Annotated in this window: 18 protein-coding genes and 2 other annotated features; of the genes, 13 read left to right on the plus strand and 5 right to left on the minus strand. The window is 37.4% G+C overall.

The genetic code is table 11. The features are described from left to right. Positions 1 to 140: 140 nt before the first annotated feature. Positions 141 to 1,259, plus strand: a complete 1,119-nt coding sequence (locus QRY57_RS07875) for a CgeB family protein (RefSeq protein ID WP_286017128.1) — start codon at positions 141 to 143, stop codon at positions 1,257 to 1,259. A gap of 32 nt (positions 1,260 to 1,291) precedes the next feature. Here QRY57_RS07875 and QRY57_RS07880 read toward each other — a convergent pair whose 3' ends face one another. Together QRY57_RS07880 and putP are read right to left on the minus strand one after the other, a co-directional pair. Further along, positions 1,292 to 1,678 carry an Ig-like domain-containing protein gene (locus QRY57_RS07880; protein ID WP_432804080.1) on the minus strand — a complete coding sequence of 129 codons (387 nt, stop codon included), beginning with the start codon at positions 1,676 to 1,678 and terminating at the stop codon, positions 1,292 to 1,294. A gap of 181 nt (positions 1,679 to 1,859) precedes the next feature. Continuing rightward, complete coding sequence (gene putP / locus QRY57_RS07885; protein ID WP_026591471.1) at positions 1,860 to 3,326, minus strand: sodium/proline symporter PutP; 1,467 nt, start codon at positions 3,324 to 3,326, stop codon at positions 1,860 to 1,862. A gap of 306 nt (positions 3,327 to 3,632) precedes the next feature. Beyond that, positions 3,633 to 3,871: a binding site (T-box leader), on the plus strand. Positions 3,872 to 4,039: 168 nt separating this feature from the next. Next, positions 4,040 to 4,279: a binding site (T-box leader), on the plus strand. A 51-nt stretch (positions 4,280 to 4,330) separates the two neighbouring features. Here putP and trpE point away from each other — a divergent pair. From trpE to scfB, 9 genes are all read left to right on the plus strand, one after another. Next, positions 4,331 to 5,743, plus strand: coding sequence for an anthranilate synthase component I (trpE, locus tag QRY57_RS07890; RefSeq protein ID WP_286017130.1), 1,413 nt, complete (start codon positions 4,331 to 4,333; stop codon positions 5,741 to 5,743). After that, positions 5,740 to 6,327, plus strand: coding sequence for an anthranilate synthase component II (locus QRY57_RS07895; RefSeq protein ID WP_026591469.1), 588 nt, complete (start codon positions 5,740 to 5,742; stop codon positions 6,325 to 6,327). Before trpE ends, QRY57_RS07895 begins: the two co-directional genes overlap by 4 nt. Then, positions 6,324 to 7,349 (plus strand): anthranilate phosphoribosyltransferase, encoded by a 1,026-nt coding sequence (gene trpD / locus QRY57_RS07900; protein ID WP_286017131.1) that lies wholly within the window; start codon positions 6,324 to 6,326, stop codon positions 7,347 to 7,349. The genes QRY57_RS07895 and trpD overlap by 4 nt, the downstream gene beginning before the upstream one ends. Continuing rightward, complete coding sequence (trpC, locus tag QRY57_RS07905) at positions 7,350 to 8,111, plus strand: indole-3-glycerol phosphate synthase TrpC (protein ID WP_286017132.1); 762 nt, start codon at positions 7,350 to 7,352, stop codon at positions 8,109 to 8,111. Further along, a complete protein-coding gene (locus QRY57_RS07910; RefSeq protein ID WP_286017133.1) occupies positions 8,108 to 8,716 on the plus strand; it encodes a phosphoribosylanthranilate isomerase in 609 nt (202 codons plus the stop codon). Before trpC ends, QRY57_RS07910 begins: the two co-directional genes overlap by 4 nt. Before the next feature lie 2 nt (positions 8,717 to 8,718). After that, entirely contained in the window at positions 8,719 to 9,912 is a 1,194-nt protein-coding gene (gene trpB / locus QRY57_RS07915; RefSeq protein WP_286017134.1) for a tryptophan synthase subunit beta, read from the plus strand. A 3-nt stretch (positions 9,913 to 9,915) separates the two neighbouring features. Continuing rightward, entirely contained in the window at positions 9,916 to 10,677 is a 762-nt protein-coding gene (trpA, locus tag QRY57_RS07920) for a tryptophan synthase subunit alpha (protein WP_286017822.1), read from the plus strand. Positions 10,678 to 10,988: 311 nt separating this feature from the next. Beyond that, positions 10,989 to 11,138: a six-cysteine ranthipeptide SCIFF gene (gene scfA / locus QRY57_RS07925; RefSeq protein WP_079999468.1), complete on the plus strand. Its 150-nt coding sequence runs from the start codon at positions 10,989 to 10,991 to the stop codon at positions 11,136 to 11,138. 127 nt (positions 11,139 to 11,265) lie between these two features. Beyond that, complete coding sequence (scfB, locus tag QRY57_RS07930; RefSeq protein ID WP_286017135.1) at positions 11,266 to 12,672, plus strand: thioether cross-link-forming SCIFF peptide maturase; 1,407 nt, start codon at positions 11,266 to 11,268, stop codon at positions 12,670 to 12,672. A gap of 142 nt (positions 12,673 to 12,814) precedes the next feature. Here scfB and QRY57_RS07935 read toward each other — a convergent pair whose 3' ends face one another. Further along, a complete protein-coding gene (locus tag QRY57_RS07935) occupies positions 12,815 to 13,174 on the minus strand; it encodes a hypothetical protein (RefSeq protein WP_286017136.1) in 360 nt (119 codons plus the stop codon). Positions 13,175 to 13,413: 239 nt separating this feature from the next. Between QRY57_RS07935 and QRY57_RS07940 the strand changes: the two genes are divergently transcribed. Together QRY57_RS07940 and QRY57_RS07945 are read left to right on the plus strand one after the other, a co-directional pair. Further along, a complete protein-coding gene (locus QRY57_RS07940) occupies positions 13,414 to 14,910 on the plus strand; it encodes an L-lactate permease (protein WP_286017137.1) in 1,497 nt (498 codons plus the stop codon). Between the two features lie 100 nt (positions 14,911 to 15,010). Continuing rightward, positions 15,011 to 15,694: a DUF2278 family protein gene (locus QRY57_RS07945; RefSeq protein ID WP_286017138.1), complete on the plus strand. Its 684-nt coding sequence runs from the start codon at positions 15,011 to 15,013 to the stop codon at positions 15,692 to 15,694. A 14-nt stretch (positions 15,695 to 15,708) separates the two neighbouring features. Here QRY57_RS07945 and QRY57_RS07950 read toward each other — a convergent pair whose 3' ends face one another. Next, the gene (locus QRY57_RS07950; RefSeq protein WP_286017139.1) at positions 15,709 to 16,542 is read right to left on the minus strand and encodes a hypothetical protein; all 834 of its coding nucleotides are present in this window, start codon (positions 16,540 to 16,542) and stop codon (positions 15,709 to 15,711) included. A 276-nt stretch (positions 16,543 to 16,818) separates the two neighbouring features. On the opposite strand from QRY57_RS07950, the gene QRY57_RS07955 reads away from it, so the two are divergent. Then, positions 16,819 to 18,078: a TcaA 3rd/4th domain-containing protein gene (locus QRY57_RS07955; RefSeq protein WP_286017140.1), complete on the plus strand. Its 1,260-nt coding sequence runs from the start codon at positions 16,819 to 16,821 to the stop codon at positions 18,076 to 18,078. A 179-nt stretch (positions 18,079 to 18,257) separates the two neighbouring features. Here QRY57_RS07955 and QRY57_RS07960 read toward each other — a convergent pair whose 3' ends face one another. After that, on the minus strand, positions 18,258 to 18,689 hold the full coding sequence (locus tag QRY57_RS07960) for a hypothetical protein (RefSeq protein WP_286017823.1): 432 nt from the start codon (positions 18,687 to 18,689) through the stop codon (positions 18,258 to 18,260). Positions 18,690 to 18,707: the final 18 nt, after the last annotated feature.

Here is an 18,707-nt window from a genome sequence, read left to right on the forward strand (position 1 = left end):
AGTTGATATGTATATGAATTATATGAAAAGCAGAATAACTAAAACGGAATTTTCATAAATAGTAAAAGGAATGAAATTAGTTTTTATGTAAAAAATGGAAAATTATATAATTTGTTCTCAGAGGGGAGAGCGGAAAGAAAATGGAATTAATTAGATGGGCCGTTGAACTAGGAGCTTCAGTACATGGTGGTACCCCTAATGAGCTGTTACCTGCATTGGAATATTACTATGATCGAGATCATCTAAAAGCCTTTTTGATTGCAGGTCTCCTTCTTGAAATGGATCTCTCACCGAGTCAAAGAGAGGCTGTTGAGCTGAAAAAATGTATATCAGCGTACTATGCGGGATTGCATAAGATTGGGAAAAAATATGCCGATAAACTTCTAGCTGAGCATCCTGAAGTAGTTCTTTATCAAAATAATGTAAAAGCATTTGAAGCGTATTTCAACGAATCTTATGACTATTGTCTTTATATATGGCCAAATACATATATAAGTTTTATTGATGTTGCCAGGGCTTTAAAATGGAAATTAGAACAGCAGGGGAAAACGGCGATTATATCAGAAACACTATTAACAAACGCGAATAATACAATAGTTTTTGGTGCACATTCATATGTCCGTACTCCTGTTGAGATTCCAGAAGATGCGATTATTTATAATTTAGAGCAGCTATATGATGGATGCCCTTATGATAATATTGTTTATCGCAATATATTGAGAAATAGGATAATTTGGGATTACAGTTCTCAAAATATTGCTTGGTTGAAAAAGAAAGAATTAGGAAAAGAAGTGAAACACGTCAAAATGAATTATGCTCCTACTTTAAAGATTAAAACAGATACTTTTATAAAGCCTATCTCTGAAGACATTGATGTATTATTTATCGGTGCTATGAATAAGCGCCGTAATGCAATTTTTGATCAGTTAAAAAAGCTTGCACCAGATTTAAATATTATTTTTAATAGCAATGTATGGGGAATTCTCAGAAATGAACTTATCGCGAGATCCAAAATTGTTTTAAATCTACACTACTATTTAACAGGTATTCTTGAAACGCCGAGGATTTCTTACGCTGTCGCGAATCATAAATTCATTATCTCTGAAAGTAGTAATCCTGATGATGAAGCAGAGTGGCCAGGAATTGTTTTTGTCCCTCATGAAAAGATTGCGGAGACAGTTATAGAGTATCTCCAAAAGCCAGAGGAACGTAAAATGTTAGCAGAAAAGGCCCATGATCATTTTAAGTCACAAGGATAAATAAAATCCCTTGCTTAACAAAGCAAGGGATTTTATTTTGGATTTGTTATAAAAGGATGAACATAAACGACGCATAAATCTCGAAATTTCCCTTCGGCAGTTGTTACGATCACGACAGCTCGCCCAGGGTTCTTTCCCGTTATGATGGCTTTGTCGTCATCTGTATGAACTGTTATAACGTCATGATTCATGTTTGTCCAAATAAGTTCTTGATTTGTTGCTTGAATTGGGAGAACAGAGGCAGATAATTCAGCGCTTTGTCCTACTTTTATTTTTAGTTTGTTTTTTTGTATATGCACACCAATTACAGATACAACAGAAGGAGCAAGTGAAATTCGAGGTTTTGATTGTATGTTTGGGCAAGAAGTATTTGTGATAGGTGAAAAATTTTTTTGATTTTGGTTTCTTATTGATGCCATCATTTCGAAGTCTCCTCTCTGTATAAGTGCTGATACTAATACTATAACGAAGTAGTGTTATAGTTAATTTAACGAAACATAAAGAAATTGTTAATTTCAAAGAAAAAATTGTCGAAAGGTACATAAAAAAAAGAACCTCCACTTTTATGATGAAAGTGGAGGTTCTCTATTCTAAAAAATATTATGCAGTTTTTTCAAATTCCTCAAACTGCTTTTCAACTTCTTTTGAAGGTTTTGTTAGTAAACTAACAATAACAATCGCTAGTAAGCTTGCTGTGAAACCTGGAATCATTTCATATAGGAAATCTTTTAAAAACTTAAATTGTGTCCACGTGATAACAGTTGCAGCACCAGCGATCATTCCAGCTAACGCGCCCCATTTTGTCATACGTTTCCAGTATAAGCTTAGTAAAACGACAGGACCAAATGAAGAACCGAAGCCAGCCCAAGCATAGCCAACAAGCGCTAAGATTGTGTCGTTTTGTTTAAATGCTAATCCACAACCAATAAGTGCAATAACAAGAACTGCCATACGACCAACAAATACAAGCTCACGATCAGATGCAGAACGTTTAAAGAATGTTCTATATATGTCTTCCGTTACCGCACTTGATGTAACAAGAAGTTGAGAAGAGATTGTACTCATAATAGCTGCTAAAATAGCTGCTAATAAAAATCCAGTAATTAATGGATGGAATAAAATATTACCTAGTTCAACGAAAATTGTTTCTGGGTCAGAGAGCTTTAATCCTGCTTTTGAATAGTAAGCGATACCGATAAGACCAGTAAACATAGCTCCCACTACAGAGAAAATCATCCAGCTCATACCAATTCGGCGTGCGCTTTTAATTTCTTTTACAGATGAAATAGCCATAAAGCGTACGATAATATGAGGTTGTCCAGCATAACCAAGACCCCAAGCGAATAATGAAATAATACCTAATACGGATGTTCCTTTAAAAATATCTAATAGTGCTGGGTCAATAGATTTAATTGTATCAAATGCTGGTCCAAGGCCATTTACATTCATAATTGTTACGAGCGGAACAAGGATAAGAGCAACCACCATGATGATTCCTTGAACGAAGTCTGTCCAACTTACAGCTAAGAAGCCGCCGAATAATGTGTAAGCTACAACAACGCTTCCAACAATAAGTAATCCAACATGATAATTTAGTCCAAATGAATTTTCGAATAATACCGCACCTGAGACGAATCCTGAAGCTACATAAAATGTGAAAAAGATCATAATAACAAGTCCAGAAACAAGGCGTAGCATATGAGATGCATCATGGAAACGATGCTCTAAAAATTCTGGAATAGTAATAGAGTTGTTAGCAATTTCTGAGTAGGTACGTAAGCGAGGAGCGACATAGATCCAGTTTGCGTATGCGCCAAGTGTAAGGCCAATCGCAATCCAGCTACTACTTAATCCAACGCTAAACATAGCACCGGGTAATCCCATTAACAGCCAGCCGCTCATATCGGCTGCTCCAGCACTTAATGCTGTTACTGCGGGACCTAGTGTACGCCCGCCAAGCATATAATCTGTTAAGTTGGATGTCTGTTTATAGGCAAAATAGCCAATGACTAGCATCCCGAGCATGTAGATAGAGATAGAAGTTAAAATTAACATCTGCGTACTCATGTAGTTCCCCTTCCTTTTGTAATATCTTTTGATGAATTTTGCATATTTATAATCTATCATGATTATTTCAGAAAATCCATACACAAATACGAATTTTCTGAAATGTAAGCGTTTTTTGACATTGGTTTATTTTTCGAATATATAATTTTCTGACAAAAAACTTTGATTTTAATAGAGTATTTATTATATTTACATAAAAACGGGTTGTTTTGTCAATATAATATTGAATGAAGAAAAAATATTTTTTTTTTGAAAAGCGTTGACTTTTCGGAAAAGTAGAGAATATAATGAATGCAACTTAAAAAAATGCAAGCGTTGATGAAGAAGAGTACGTATTATGAACATGTCAGAGAGCTGATGGTTGGTGCGAATCAGTATGGAATTAATATGGAATGGCCTTCGGAGCTTCCAAACCGAACCGAAAGAAGTAGGCTTTGGCGACATGATCTCATCGATACAAGAGACACGTATTAACTTTTGATACGGCAAAGTGCGTTACATGTGTAACGAATTAAGGTGGCACCACGGGAGTACCCGTCCTTTTTATAGGATGAGTACTCCCTTTTTGTGTATAAATATTTGTTCAAAAAGGAGGATACGGAGTGTAGATAGAACTACATGAGTACCAGACTGGCGACACAGGCGAAGAAATGCGAAAGCTATCTTTACCGGACTTTTTGAATATCCTGTATAAAAATAAATGAACTAAATAAACTAAATCGTTTAAGTAAGAAGAGTACGTATATTGGAGACGTTCCAGAGAGCCGGGGATAGGTGGGAGCCCGGTGCGGTGCCATATACAGAATGGGCTTACGAGAGGTATGCTGAACCGAAAGAAGTAGGCAACCCGGGTTCCGCCGTTACAAGGATAAGGTATATATTTGTACCTGAATAAAGAGGGATGCTTTTGCATCCAAACGAGGTGGTACCGCGGTAACTTTATCGTCCTCTGCATATTCCGATATGCAGGGGACTTTTTTATTTTAAATAGTGAGGTGGCAGTCATGATAAGGAAAGAACAATTTCAACAGAAGCAAGGAAAGACATTTTTGGTCATTGATGAAGAAGAAGGAGATAGTGTGACACCGATTGCTTTATATCGCCGGATGAAGGGTGAGAAAAAATTTTTACTCGAGAGCTCACAGCTTCATCAAGATAAGGGACGTTATTCCTATTTAGGATGTAATCCATACGGAGAAATCAAAAGTAATGGCACAGCGGTAGAGATTACGATAAATGGTAGGAGTGAACAGATAGAAGAAAACGTATTGCAAGCATTGAAAAAGATACTTGCGCCATCGGAGGTGGAAAGTCCATTTCCATTTTGCGGAGGAGCAGTTGGATATATTGGTTATGATGTGATTCGGCAATATGAAGATATTGGAGAAGAACTGTTTGATCCGATAAATATTCCAGAGGTTCATGTATTACTATACCGCGAGTTTGTTGTATACGATCATTTACGTCAGAAATTATCGTTTGTATATGTATACAGAGAAGAGGATACAGACTCTTTTGAAGAAGTGTATGAGAGATTGCAGGTATATAAACAAAATGTGTTACATGGAGAAGAAGAACAAGTAACAGAAATGCAGTCTTCTTTATCCTTTACTTCTTCTATAACGGAAGAAAAGTTTTGCGAAATGGTAGAAAAGGCAAAAGAATACATTCGAGCTGGTGATATTTTTCAAGTTGTATTATCTCGGCGTCTGCAAAGTGAATTTATAGGCAATTCATTTGCATTATATCGCAAACTTCGTATTGCAAATCCATCACCATATATGTTTTATATTGATTTCCAAGATTATGTTGTGCTTGGTTCTTCACCAGAAAGCTTACTGTCTGTACGAAATGATAAGGTGATGACAAATCCGATTGCAGGAACAAGACCACGCGGAAAAACAAAAGGTGAGGATGAAGAGATAGCGAAAGAGTTGTTAGCAAATGAGAAAGAGCGTGCTGAACATATGATGCTTGTAGATTTAGGGAGAAATGATATCGGGCGAGTGAGTGAAGTCGGTTCTGTTAGATTAGATAAGTATATGGAAGTAGAGAAGTACTCGCACGTTATGCATATTGTATCTGAAGTTTCCGGAATATTAAAAAAACAAATGGGTTGTTTTGACGCATTAGCTTATTGTTTGCCAGCTGGCACTGTATCCGGTGCCCCGAAAATTAGAGCGATGGAAATTATAAATAGATTAGAAAAGGAAAAAAGAAATGTATATGCCGGAGCAGTAGGATATATAGCTTTTTCTGGAAACCTTGATATGGCGCTTGCGATTCGCACAATGGTTGTAAAAGATAAGAAAGCATATGTGCAGGCGGGAGCTGGTATTGTCTATGATTCAGATCCAATTGCTGAATATGAGGAGACATTGAATAAAGCGAAAGCACTTTTGGAGGTAATGAAATGATTGTACTCATCGATAATTATGATTCGTTTACTTATAACTTGTATCAATTGTTGGGGGCGTATTACAAAGAGATAGTGGTACTGCGAAATGATAAAGTGACGGTTCAAGAACTTGAAGAAATGAAACCAAAAGCAATTATTCTTTCACCAGGACCTGGAAAACCAGAAGATGCAGGGATTTGCATCGAAGTAATTAGGCATTTTTATAAACAAATTCCGATTCTTGGCATTTGTCTTGGACACCAAGCAATTATTTCGGCATTTGGTGGGGAAATTGTAAGGGCAGAACATATAAAACATGGGAAAACATCACGGGTAAAACATAATGGCACATCGATATTTTCATATGTTGCGCAGCCGTTAACTGCGATGCGCTATCATTCACTCGTGGCAGCGAAGCATACGATTCCAAAGTGTTTCGATGTACTAGCAACAGCGATGGATGATGGGGAAGTCATGGCAGTTTGCCATAACTATTATCCACTCTTTGGATTACAGTTTCACCCAGAATCAATTGCGACGGAAGAGGGCGGGAAATTAATGCGTGCATTTTTATCTAATGTGAAAGAGGAGGAGCGAGTATGAACAGTTATCTGCGAAAATTAGTAGAAAGACAGAACTTAACGGAACAGGAAATGTATGAAGCAGGCCTTGCACTCTTAAGTGAAGATATATTAGAAAGTGAAATTGCTGCTTTTTTAGCATTGTTAAAGGCAAAGGGTGAAACAGCGGATGAAATATATGGTCTCGTTCGTGCTCTTCGGGAAAAGGCATTACCATTTGCAAGTCATATAAAAGGAGCAATGGATAATTGCGGAACAGGCGGGGACGGTGCACAAACATTCAACATTAGTACAACATCTGCTTTCGTACTTGCTGGTGCTGGTGTAAAGGTGGCAAAGCATGGGAATCGCGCTGTTTCTAGTAAAACAGGGAGTGCGGATCTATTAGAAGAACTCGGTGTCAATATTGCATGTACGCCAAGAGAAATTGACTATTTATTAGAAAAAGTAGGCATAGCTTTTCTATTTGCACCAGCGATGCATCCAGCACTTAAGCGCATTATGAAAATAAGAAAAGAGCTAAATGTACCGACCGTTTTTAATTTAATCGGTCCGCTTACAAATCCGATTGATTTAGAAACACAGTTTGTTGGCATATACAAACGAGATATGCTCATGCCTGTAGCAGAGGTATTGCAAAAGCTCGGTAGAAAACAAGCGCTTGTTGTAAATGGGAGCGGATTTTTAGATGAAGCATCTCTGCAAGGAGAAAATCATGTGGTGATTTTAAAAGATAATAAGATTATAGAAGCAAGTATTACGCCAGAAGAATATGGGTTTTCTCGTGTGAAAAATGAAGAGATTAGAGGCGGAGATGCAAAAGAAAATGCCAATATTACACTCGGGGTACTACAAGGAAAAAAGAGTGTATATCGTGATACGGTGTTATTAAATGCAGGTCTAGCCCTTTTTGCAAATGGAAAAGCAGGGACAATTGAAGAAGGAATTCATATGGCGGCTCAAAGTATAGATTCGGGAAAAGCACTAGCGAAATTAAATGTATTAATTGCAGCTAGTAATAAAAGATTAGAGAAGGTGAACTAAATGGAAACAATTTTAGATAAGATTGTTGAGCAGAAGAAAAAAGAAGTAGGAGTGCTGCGCGAAACATATACGCCGGTGAAGAAAAAACGGAAGTCACACTCCCTTGTAGAAGCGTTGCAGAAATTCACAGTCATTGCTGAAGTGAAGCGAGCTTCACCATCTAAAGGGGATATTAATTTACATGTAGACGTAACGAAACAAGTAAAAACGTATGAAGAGTGCGGTGCCGGAGCTGTCTCTGTTTTAACGGATGGTCAGTTTTTTAAAGGATCTTTTCACGATTTAGAAACGGCACGATCAAATAGTAATATTCCGCTTCTATGTAAAGACTTTATCATCGATACGATTCAAATTGATCGGGCGTATGATGCTGGAGCGGATCTCATTTTACTTATCGTTGCTGCCTTGCCGAAGCAAAAGTTACAAGAATTATATGCATATGTACAAGAGCTCGGATTAGAAGTAATTGTAGAAGTACACAATGAGGCGGAATTAGAGATAGCGCTAGAACTAAGCCCTCATGTGATTGGAATAAACAATCGTAATTTGAAAACATTTGAAGTAGATCTCAGCACAACTGAAAATCTAGGAAAACGGCTAAATGAGGAAAATATACTTTGGATTAGTGAGAGTGGAATTCATACGGAAGAAGATATCATGCGTGTGAAGAAGGCCGGGGCAAAGGGTATTCTTGTTGGGGAAGCGCTGATGGCTGCACCTTCCGTCGGAGACTTTTTCCAATCGCTGAAGGTGATAACATGAAAGTGAAGATTTGCGGCATTACCGATGTAGAAACAGCAAAAGTAGCTTGTGAATACGGCGCAGATGCTATTGGATTTGTATTTGCGAAAAGCAAAAGGGAAATTATACCTGAAAGAGCAAAACAGATTATTGATGAGCTTCCAGTTGATGTAATGAAAGTGGGTGTGTTTGTAAATGAATCGGTAGAAGTCATCCAGGAAATCGCAAATGATTGTGGCTTAACGCATGTACAACTACATGGGGATGAAGGGAATCATCATGTTAGAAGATTGAATATTCCGTCTATAAAAGCAGTTGGTGTACGTTCGAGTGAAGATATAGAGCAATCACCAGACTATGAAGCTGATTTTCTCTTATTTGATAGTCCGAAAGAAAAGTTTCATGGTGGAAATGGCAAAACATTTTCTTGGCAGTTACTAGATGATATGCCAGATGAAATTCGCAAAAAGTGCATTCTAGCTGGTGGATTACACATTGAAAACATTAAAGAAGCGATTGAAATTGTTAAGCCGTATATGGTAGATGTCAGCAGCGGAGTAGAAACAGATGGCAGGAAAGATCGTGAGAAAATAAAACAATTTATTAGAAAAGCGAAGGAGTGTTAGGAATGAAATATGCATATCCAGATGAAAAAGGTCATTACGGTATATATGGAGGACGTTACGTTCCAGAAACGCTCATGCAGTCCGTTTTAGAATTAGAAGAAGCGTATAAAGAAGCGATGCAAGATGAAGCCTTTCAGAAAGAATTGGAGCATTATTTACAAACGTACGTTGGAAGGGAAACACCGCTTTATTTTGCAGAGAACCTGACAAAGTATTGCGGCGGGGCGAAAATTTATTTAAAGCGTGAAGATTTAAATCATACAGGAGCTCACAAAATTAACAATACAATTGGGCAAGCGCTTCTTGCAGTACGAATGGGTAAGAAAAAGGTTGTAGCTGAGACAGGAGCTGGACAACACGGAGTTGCAACGGCGACGGTATGCGCATTACTCGGTTTAGAGTGCGTCATTTTCATGGGAGAAGAAGATGTAAAACGCCAAAAGTTAAACGTCTTCAGAATGGAACTATTAGGAGCAAAAGTTGAAAGTGTTGCAGCGGGTAGTGGAACGCTAAAAGATGCAGTAAACGAAGCGCTTCGCTACTGGGTTGCACACGTGCACGATACGCACTACGTAATGGGATCTGTTCTTGGACCGCATCCGTTCCCGCAAATTGTACGTGATTTTCAAAGTGTAATTGGGAAAGAAACGAAGAAGCAATATGCAGCGCTTGAAGGGAAATTACCAGAAGCAGTTGTGGCTTGCATTGGCGGGGGAAGTAATGCGATGGGGATGTTCTATCCATTTGTACACGATGAAGAAGTTGCTCTTTACGGCGTAGAAGCAGCAGGGAAAGGCGTTCATACAGAAAAGCATGCAGCAACACTAACGAAAGGAAGCGTTGGCGTCCTTCATGGTTCAATGATGTATCTCCTACAAAATGAAGAAGGACAAATTCAGGAAGCACATTCTATTTCAGCAGGGCTAGATTATCCAGGAGTTGGGCCAGAACATAGTCTGCTAAAAGATATTGGCCGTGTCTCTTACAACTCAATTACAGATGAAGAAGCGCTGGCTGCATTCCAGTTACTAACGAAAAAAGAAGGAATTATTCCTGCGTTAGAAAGCTCACATGCTGTAGCGTACGCACTTAAACTGGCGCCTACGATGAAGCAAGGTGAAGGACTTGTCATTTGTTTATCGGGCCGTGGTGATAAAGATGTTGAAAGTATAAAACGTTATATGGAAGAGGTGTAAATGATGGGAGTAGAAAGAATTACGGCAGCGTTTCAAAATGGAAAAAAAGCATTCATCCCATATGTAATGGGGGGAGATGGTGGCTTAGAAACATTAAAGGAACAAATTCGCTTCTTAGATGAAGCAGGAGCGAGTATTGTTGAAATTGGTATCCCTTTTTCTGATCCAGTTGCAGATGGACCAACAATTCAAAGAGCAGGAAAACGAGCATTAGATAATGGCACAACGCTCGGTGGAATCTTTCAGGCATTAGCGGAAGTAAGGCAAGAAGTAAATATTCCATTTGTACTTATGACCTATCTAAACCCGATTTTAGCATTTGGAAAAGAACGGTTTATCGGAAGTTGTCTTGAAGCTGGGGTAGATGGAATTATCGTTCCAGACCTGCCATATGAAGAACAAGATATTATTGCACCACTTCTTCGTGATGCGAATATTGCTTTAATTCCACTTGTTACAGTAACGAGTCCAGTTGAACGGATTGAAAAGATTACGAGGGAATCGCAAGGGTTTGTTTATGCGGTAACGGTAGCGGGGGTCACTGGGGTTAGACGTGACTTTAAGCAAGAAATTCATAGTTACCTAGAAAAAGTAAAAGCGCATGTACATCTTCCAGTAGTTGCTGGATTTGGCATATCGAAGGCTGAGCACATAGAGGAAATGATTACTGTATGTGATGGAGTTGTTGTTGGGAGTAAGGTAATTGAGTTATTAGAAACAGGAAAGCAGAATGAAATTTGTGAGTTAATCGCTACAGTGAAATAATAAGAAGAGGCTACCTGTTAAGGGGCCTCTATTTTATTAGAAAATAAAGGTGTTTGTTATGTATGAAAACACATGAATCAAACAGTTGAATAATGAGGGACTTTCATTAGAAGCAGACAATCTTTATCAAAATATACGCACAATCTAGTGGAATTTCCGTAACACGAATGATTGACGTAAACCAAAGGTGTTGTTAAAATTATTTCTGGGATTAATGTGAATTTATTCACAAATTATAATTTTGAATGTGAAAACATTCACAAACATTAAAAGTGTTTCTTAAAAATATTCTTTAAAAGGAGTGATACGTTATGAAAAGAATCGTAACACTAAGTACTCGTAAACTGACAGATACAGTAAAACATGGCGGATGTGGTGCGTGCCAAACATCTTGTCAATCAGCTTGCAAGACGTCTTGCGGAGTTGCAAATCAAAAATGTGAAAACACAATGAACAGATAGAAAAGAAGAAAGATACCGCCCAACTGCTTTCCGGATGGGCGGTCATTTTTATCCCGTATGAACAAGAAGTAAAGGCTCCATTAACGGAAGTGTTACTTTATAGATAAAAGGAGTTTGATTATTAATCATGATTCATCAATATAAACTAAACGGGTACAACATTGTACTCGATACTTACAGTGGATCAGTACATGTTGTTGACGACCTCGCTTATGAAATCATCGCGCTGTATGAGACTACTGCTGCAGAAGAAATCATAACAATGATGTTAGAAAAATACGTACATGATTCCGATATCTCTGAGAAGGACATTCGGGAAACCATTGCAGATATCGAAGAGCTAAAAAATGATGGGCAACTCTTTACTGAGGATGAATATAAGAGCCTCTCAATTGATTTAACAAATCGCCAAACTTATGTAAAGGCTCTTTGTCTCAATGTTGCACATACATGTAACTTATCATGCGAATATTGCTTCGCCAGCCAAGGGAAATACAATGGAAGTAGAGCGATTATGAGTTATGAGGTTGGTAAAAGAGCTATCGATTACCTATTGGAAAACTCCGGTCACCACAGAAACCTCGACATCGACTTCTTTGGCGGAGAGCCGCTTATGGCCTGGAAAGTTGTAAAACAGATTGTCGCTTACGCAAGAAGTAAAGAAAAAGAGTACAAAAAAACGATTCGCTTCACCTTTACTACAAATGGTATGTTGCTAAACGATGAAGTCACTGATTTTTTGAATAAAGAAATGTACAACGTCGTATTGAGTCTTGATGGAAGAAAAGAAGTCCATGATCACCTTCGTAAAACAGTAACTGGAAAGGGAAGTTACGATTATATCGTTCCGAAATTCCAGGAATTCGTTAAAAAACGTGGAGATAAAGAATACTATGTGCGTGGAACCTATACTCACAACAACGTTGACTTCACCAATGACATTTTTCATATCGCAGATCTTGGTTTCGACAAGCTCTCGATGGAACCGGTTATCTGTAATCCTGGGGAACCATATGCACTCACCGAAGAGGACCTTCCAGATATTTATAACCAGTACGAAATTCTTGCTAAGGAAATGATAAAGCGTGAGGAAGAAGGTAATGGATTCACTTTCTATCATTACATGCTTGACCTTTCAGAAGGCCCTTGCATCCAAAAGAGAATTTCAGGCTGCGGCTCAGGAACTGAATATCTCGCTGTTACGCCATGGGGTGAGCTTTTCCCTTGCCACCAGTTCATTGGGGATAACGAATACAGCATGGGAAACATCTGGGATGGGATTACAAAACAAGAGATGCAATGTCAATTTAAAGAGAGCAATTGCTACTCGAAGCCAGAATGTCAGGACTGCTGGGCAAAACTTTACTGCAGTGGCGGTTGCCCTGCCAACGCACTGCACGCGACCGGCTCCATCAATGGAATCTACGATTTCAGCTGTGACATCTTCCGTAAGAGAGTAGAATGTTCCATGATGGTTAAAGTAGACGAATCCATGAGAGCTATGGAAAGAAACAAACAAGCCGTGGCTCAATAAGCATAAAGATATGATAAGGCTGAGAGATAAGTCGAAAATTTGATTTATGCTCAGCCTCTCTAAAGGTGGAAAGCTTCTTCACTTTTTTAAACATCGCGACTTTAGTTCAAATCTACATTCCCTTACATAATTACAATTCTAATCAATCTCTTATCCGTTTTCTAATCTCAGCAGCTAGGTTAGTAGGATTATCAATTTCAAAAAAGACATATTTGTATTTTTCATGACCATCTAGTTCGATCATTACAAGAGGTACTCTGTTTTCATAAGAGAGAAAATGCCATTCATCAGCATATTTAAAACTACCTTCAAAAATGTTAAGTGCTGAAATGGAAGTTCCAGGCATTCGGAGCATCCATTGTGGAGCATCAAAATAGTCAACATATACATTTTGAATCGTATTATAAGGGATTTTCAATTTCAATTTTAGGGCAAAGAACCCTGTTACTCCATTTAATTTTAGCGTCATACTATCGTTATCAAACTGTATTTCTCTTCCCATATGCCCCCTCCTCATTTTTGTGAAATGGAACACTGTTATCTAAATTATACCATTTAGATAATAACAACGAGGGTATTTCTTGACTTAGATTGTATATACGCCAAGGTAACATAGGAGTATTATGTGTCTACTACTGCATCGCATAAAGGAATTTGAAGAACTGTTACAAATGAATTGAATATTCTGCCAACTGTTATATAATAGTTACAATTGTATTTTATAAGAAATGAGATGATGGTATGGCTGTTTTGTTGGCTCTTATTCCAATTATGATGATCTTTATTTGTTTATTTGTATTTAAGCAAACATCGCTTAAAGCTTCATTAATTTCCTATGCTGTATGCGGTGGAATCGTTTTACTAACGCCAATGTTTCGACTGCAAATGGGAGAAATTGTACATGCAACGGTTAAAGGCAGTTTAATTTGTTTTATCGTCGGATATGTTTTGTTTTTTGGTATTCTTTTATTTCATCTCATGAACAAAATGGGTTACATTGACCAAGTTGCACGCTTTATAGAGCATGTTACACGGGATCGATTATTACAAATGCTCTTAATGTGTTTTGGGATTTGTCCACTTATTGAATCAGTAAGTGGATTTGGAATTGGTTTTATGGTGTCAGCTCCTATTTTTCTTTCACTTGGCTATAAACCGTTTCAAGCAGTTTTGTTATCCTTTATCGGTTTACTAGCAAGTTCATGGGGAGCGATGGCAACGGGAACAATTATCGGATCGCAGCTTATCAATATGCCATTAGTAGACTTAGGATCTAGTACAGCACTACTTAGCATTCCGATATTCGCGTACTTTATTATATTTTCTTTGTATGTAGTAGGTGGGTGGTCTGCGGTAAGACAGAAATGGAAGGAAGCAGTAGGGTTTTTTCTCTTATTTTCTGTAGCTATCTACCTTTCTAATGCATATGTTAGCGTTGAACTAGCTGGGATCTTAAGTTCAATTGTAACAATTACATTTGGCTTCCTTATCATTAAAATATCAGCAAGGCAGGAAAAGGAATTGTTATCGGAGCATGCTGCAACGACGCAGCGAGAAGTTTCTATTTTAAAAATTATAAGTCCTTATTTATTTTTAACAGTTTGTATTTTGCTTTCTCGTCTCATTCCGTCATTACATAATATATTGCAATCTTATGCTATTCTTGATTTACCAACGTACTCTTATAAACTAGCATTATTATATTCACCTGGATTTTGGCTTGGGGTTACATGCTTATTTACCATTGTGTCCTTCCGTATTCCTTCTACTATTCTAAAACAATCTTTATTGCAAACAGTAAAGCAGTGGATACCGTTTGCGATTACAACGACAATGTTCATTGCCATTTCAGAATTAATGGGTGCGGCGGGTATGCACACATTGTTAGCAGAGGCAGCAGGGCAAACATTTGGAACGATATTTGTTTTTGTTGCCCCGTTCATTGGTGCGATTGGTGGTTTTTTAACAGGAAGTAACGCAGGATCGAATGCGATGTTTATAAAACTACAAATGCAAACAGCGCAAAACGTAGGGCTTCCGTGGCAATATGTTACGACGCTGCAAAATACAGCATCATCTGTAGCGACGATTGCTTGTCCATCAAGGATTACACTTGGGGCCTATTTATGTAATATCCCGCACTGTGAGAATGAATTATTAAAGAAGACGACTCTTATGATTTTTGGAGCGGTGTTGATTGTGGTGGTAGAGGTTGCCGGGTGGTATGCATTGCAATAAAATATTTGATGAAATCCTCTGCTTTAGGAGGATTTTTGCTTGTTGGTGGATAATTTATAAAAGAACAAGTGTTTCTATTTTGTGAAGAGGAGATGATCCCATGCCACTAAAAAACTACGGCGTTCTAAAAGGTATAGCGCGACAATCTATGATTGGAAAAGGGAAAACACCTCATTATCAAGTTCATTTGCAAGATGAATTGGGAGTAGACTACCGCGTAGCGATGAATGTGAAATCGCAGAGTTATCCATCAGAAGTACTATATTATGCAAGTGAAAATATAAAATCGAAAGCTATTAAGATTTTACTGACATTACCATTTGGATTTACAGAAATTAAAAATAATGAACCAAAGGTGGCTTTAGATTATGTGCGGGGAAATTTATTTGATTCAAAACAGATGATTCCTTTGCCGCCAGAAAAATCGGGAACTGACAATGATTTAAATGAAAAAATAGAACATTATATAAAACGAGCAATAGAAGAAAAGGCAATTATTTATGCATTTGGAGAACGATGGGGTCCGGAAAATAATGTGCCTGATCGATATTTTCATTTTAAACCTGGTAATGGGATACATGATATTCATATGAATCAAGGGAATGTAGAGAAGTGGCAAGGGGATGATGGCACATGGCAAGATGGCGGCCTATTCATTCACTTTGAGAAAAAGCAGCAATGGGTTGGGATTTTCCTTGCGTTTCAGTCGCAGTCTTGGTGCACAGACGAAGAAGGGCATGCTCGGGTTCCAGTGGAGCAGTGTAATTATATAACTAAAAATTAATGAAAACAGCTAGTTCATTTTGAACTAGCTGTTTTCATTTTGTAGAACATAAAGCTGATACATACAGCGATACATGAAAATAGTATGGCAATACTAGAAAAAGCAAGTACATACATATTGTATTTCACTACATTCCCTATTAGTTGATTACTATCATAATGAAACAGCCCTGCTATTGTATTGAAGAGGAAAAGAACGATAAATATAGTAATTACACCATCTAACGAACCTTCTATATCCGGTTTGCTTAAGGCGATGTGTGCAGAGATACAAATCGCGATAAAAAGAAAAAGCCAAAACAAAGGATTAAATAAGTTGCTAACTGTAAAGAGACTTTTTAATAAGAGAATGGATGATAATAAAATATTTTGTAGCATATTGATATTGATAGAAGCGGTTTGAGTATTTGTTTCAAGAGCATGCATAAATACTGAATAAGATTGTGGTACGAAATAATACATCAAAAGTATCAAGGCGACCATCCCTGAAAAAATAGGAGCAATTCCGATGAAAAAGTTCCCTATTCTTTGATATATGCTTCTTTGATTATATTGATGCTTCACATACCCCAAAAAACCGTTATTTGTATTCGTAGGGAACAACTGAATGGCTACAATTTGATGCCGGAATAAGATACACATAACAGCATGTCCTAATTCATGAATAGGAACGCCAATCCAAGCTGATAAAAGGAATCCTTTTCTACCAAAAGCTTTCGTCCAATATGTTCGTGTAAGAGATTCTAAATATCCTAATAAAAAACCAACCAAAATGATGATACCGATTAAAGAAAATAGTTGTACCAAACTAGTAATGAATATTTGAAAAAGTGTGTGTGCGAGTTCCATAGTTTCTGTCCAATCTATTATTTTTTTATGGTGTATAAACTTTTACATATTGTATATAGATAGAAAGGGTTTTGTCAAAATGTTGCTAGACAGAAGCATGGGGTTCTTGTAGTCATGTTTTGTCTCCTCGTACATATATTAAAGTTAGATCGTAGCGGAATGGATCCTGTGTGTACATGGATCATCGCATATATATTGATTGGTCTTATATCAAAACATTAGTCGATACCTTAAATAGAGGGATAACGAACTTCTAACGAAAAGGTGGCTGAATGGATGAAGGTTTGTGCAAAATGTGGTTCACAATTAATGGATGGCGTGCAATTTTGTCAAAGTTGTGGAACGAGAATAGTTGAGCACGAGCGGAGAGGAAGTGAGAAGGAACCACAGATACGAAAGAAAATGAGCCGAGGAAAGATAATATGGATTGGGGTTATCGTTCTTTTTATTGTTAGTTTTGGCGGAGCATATATGTATGGAGCAAAGTATTATTCTGCAGAAGCACAAATCGATAGAATAATTACGATGTTACAAGAAAGGGATGCGGAAAAACTAATTGATATGGTTACAACAGATGACCCGCAATTTGTAGTAGATAAAGAGAGTGTAGCTCCGTTGTTTTCGTATATAAAAGAATATCCTTCCTATGTTCATGATTTAAAAGCTTCTATACAACAGCAAAAGAAGAAGGAAAATAATGTAGAAAAAGTAGATTTTGTATTAACGAAGGATGGAAAATACCTCTTTCTATTTGATCGATATAAATTGAAAGCAAAAACGTATTATGCAACGCTCCTTACGAATGAAAAGGATGCATTGTTAAAGGTAAATGGGAAAGAGTTAGATAAGACAACTGATAAAATGTTTGAAAAGCAATATGGACCATTTTTTCCTGGGATTCAAACGTTCCAATCAGAGTTTAAAAATGATTATGTGAAGCTAGCGCGTGAAGAAAAAGTTTTGCTTATGAAACAAAATCAAAATAATGTAACGGTTGATCTATCGTTACAAGGTCATTACATTACCATTCAAACAAATGTAACAAGAGCAACATTATATGTAAACCAGAAACCGATTACGACTCTCACAGGGGAAGAATTTAAATGGGGACCGGTAGCTACTGATGGGAGCGTTTCTATTTATTTAGAAAAAGAGGGCGCAAGCGGAAAAGAACAAACAAAGGTGGAACATATATCAACAAACCAATACTATACATTATCGTTTCAAAAAAAATCTGAAGAACAACAGTCACCTTCCTCTTCGCCACCAGTAACAACAAAGTATGTATATAACGGATTTTTCTTTCCTGATAGTCATATTCGTAAGTTAACAAGTGCAGAGCTAAACGCTTTAACAAAAGATCAATTGCGGATTGCGAGAAATGAAATATACGCTCGGCATGGCCATATTTTTCAAACGAAAGATATGCAGGACTACTTTTTAAAACAGTCATGGTATCGAGAAAATCCATATTATTCAGGAGGGCTGAATGATATCGAGACGTATAATGTTGAACTTATAAAGTCAAAGGAGTAGGCAAATGAAATTCATTTCCCTGTTATAGAAATGAAAGGTACATCAAGGATCATGGTGATGTACCTTTATTATTTATATGGTTGCATTTCATGTAACAAATCCTTTTATGTTTCATGGTAACGATGACATGATTCCGGTTGAAAAATATAGAAGAATTTAAAGGTGAAATTCCCTTTTTATTATTTCTGTAATGGTATGAGAGGAGCTCTAGCTGGTTCGCGAGAAAAAAAGATATGAAAGAGAAAATTGACTCTACTTGCTCTGCCAGTTGTGCTAGCTTGGACATTGGCTAAAGAACTGGAAGAAAGCATGGCTTCAGAGTTCGGTGGAACAGTAATCTCGAGTTTACTGCTTAATTCTTCTGATGTGACAACTGTTATTGTGTCGTAAGAGAGGTTGATAATTTTAAGGATACCAAGTGGATAGACAGCCTCGTCAGGCTGTGATGTGGATGCAAATAGGGTAGATTTCCAAATTTCTTGAAAAAAGGTACTGCTATCAGCTGACCAAGCTTGTGCACCGTAGAGTGTTGCGCTAATGCTGAATTCCTGTTCAAGTGATTGAGCAACTTTTGGTTCAACAGGAGTAGAGATAAGAAAATTACTACACACCGTTTTTTTCACCTACTT

Source organism: Bacillus arachidis, from assembly GCF_030285945.1.
Taxonomy (GTDB): domain Bacteria; phylum Bacillota; class Bacilli; order Bacillales; family Bacillaceae_G; genus Bacillus_A; species Bacillus_A arachidis.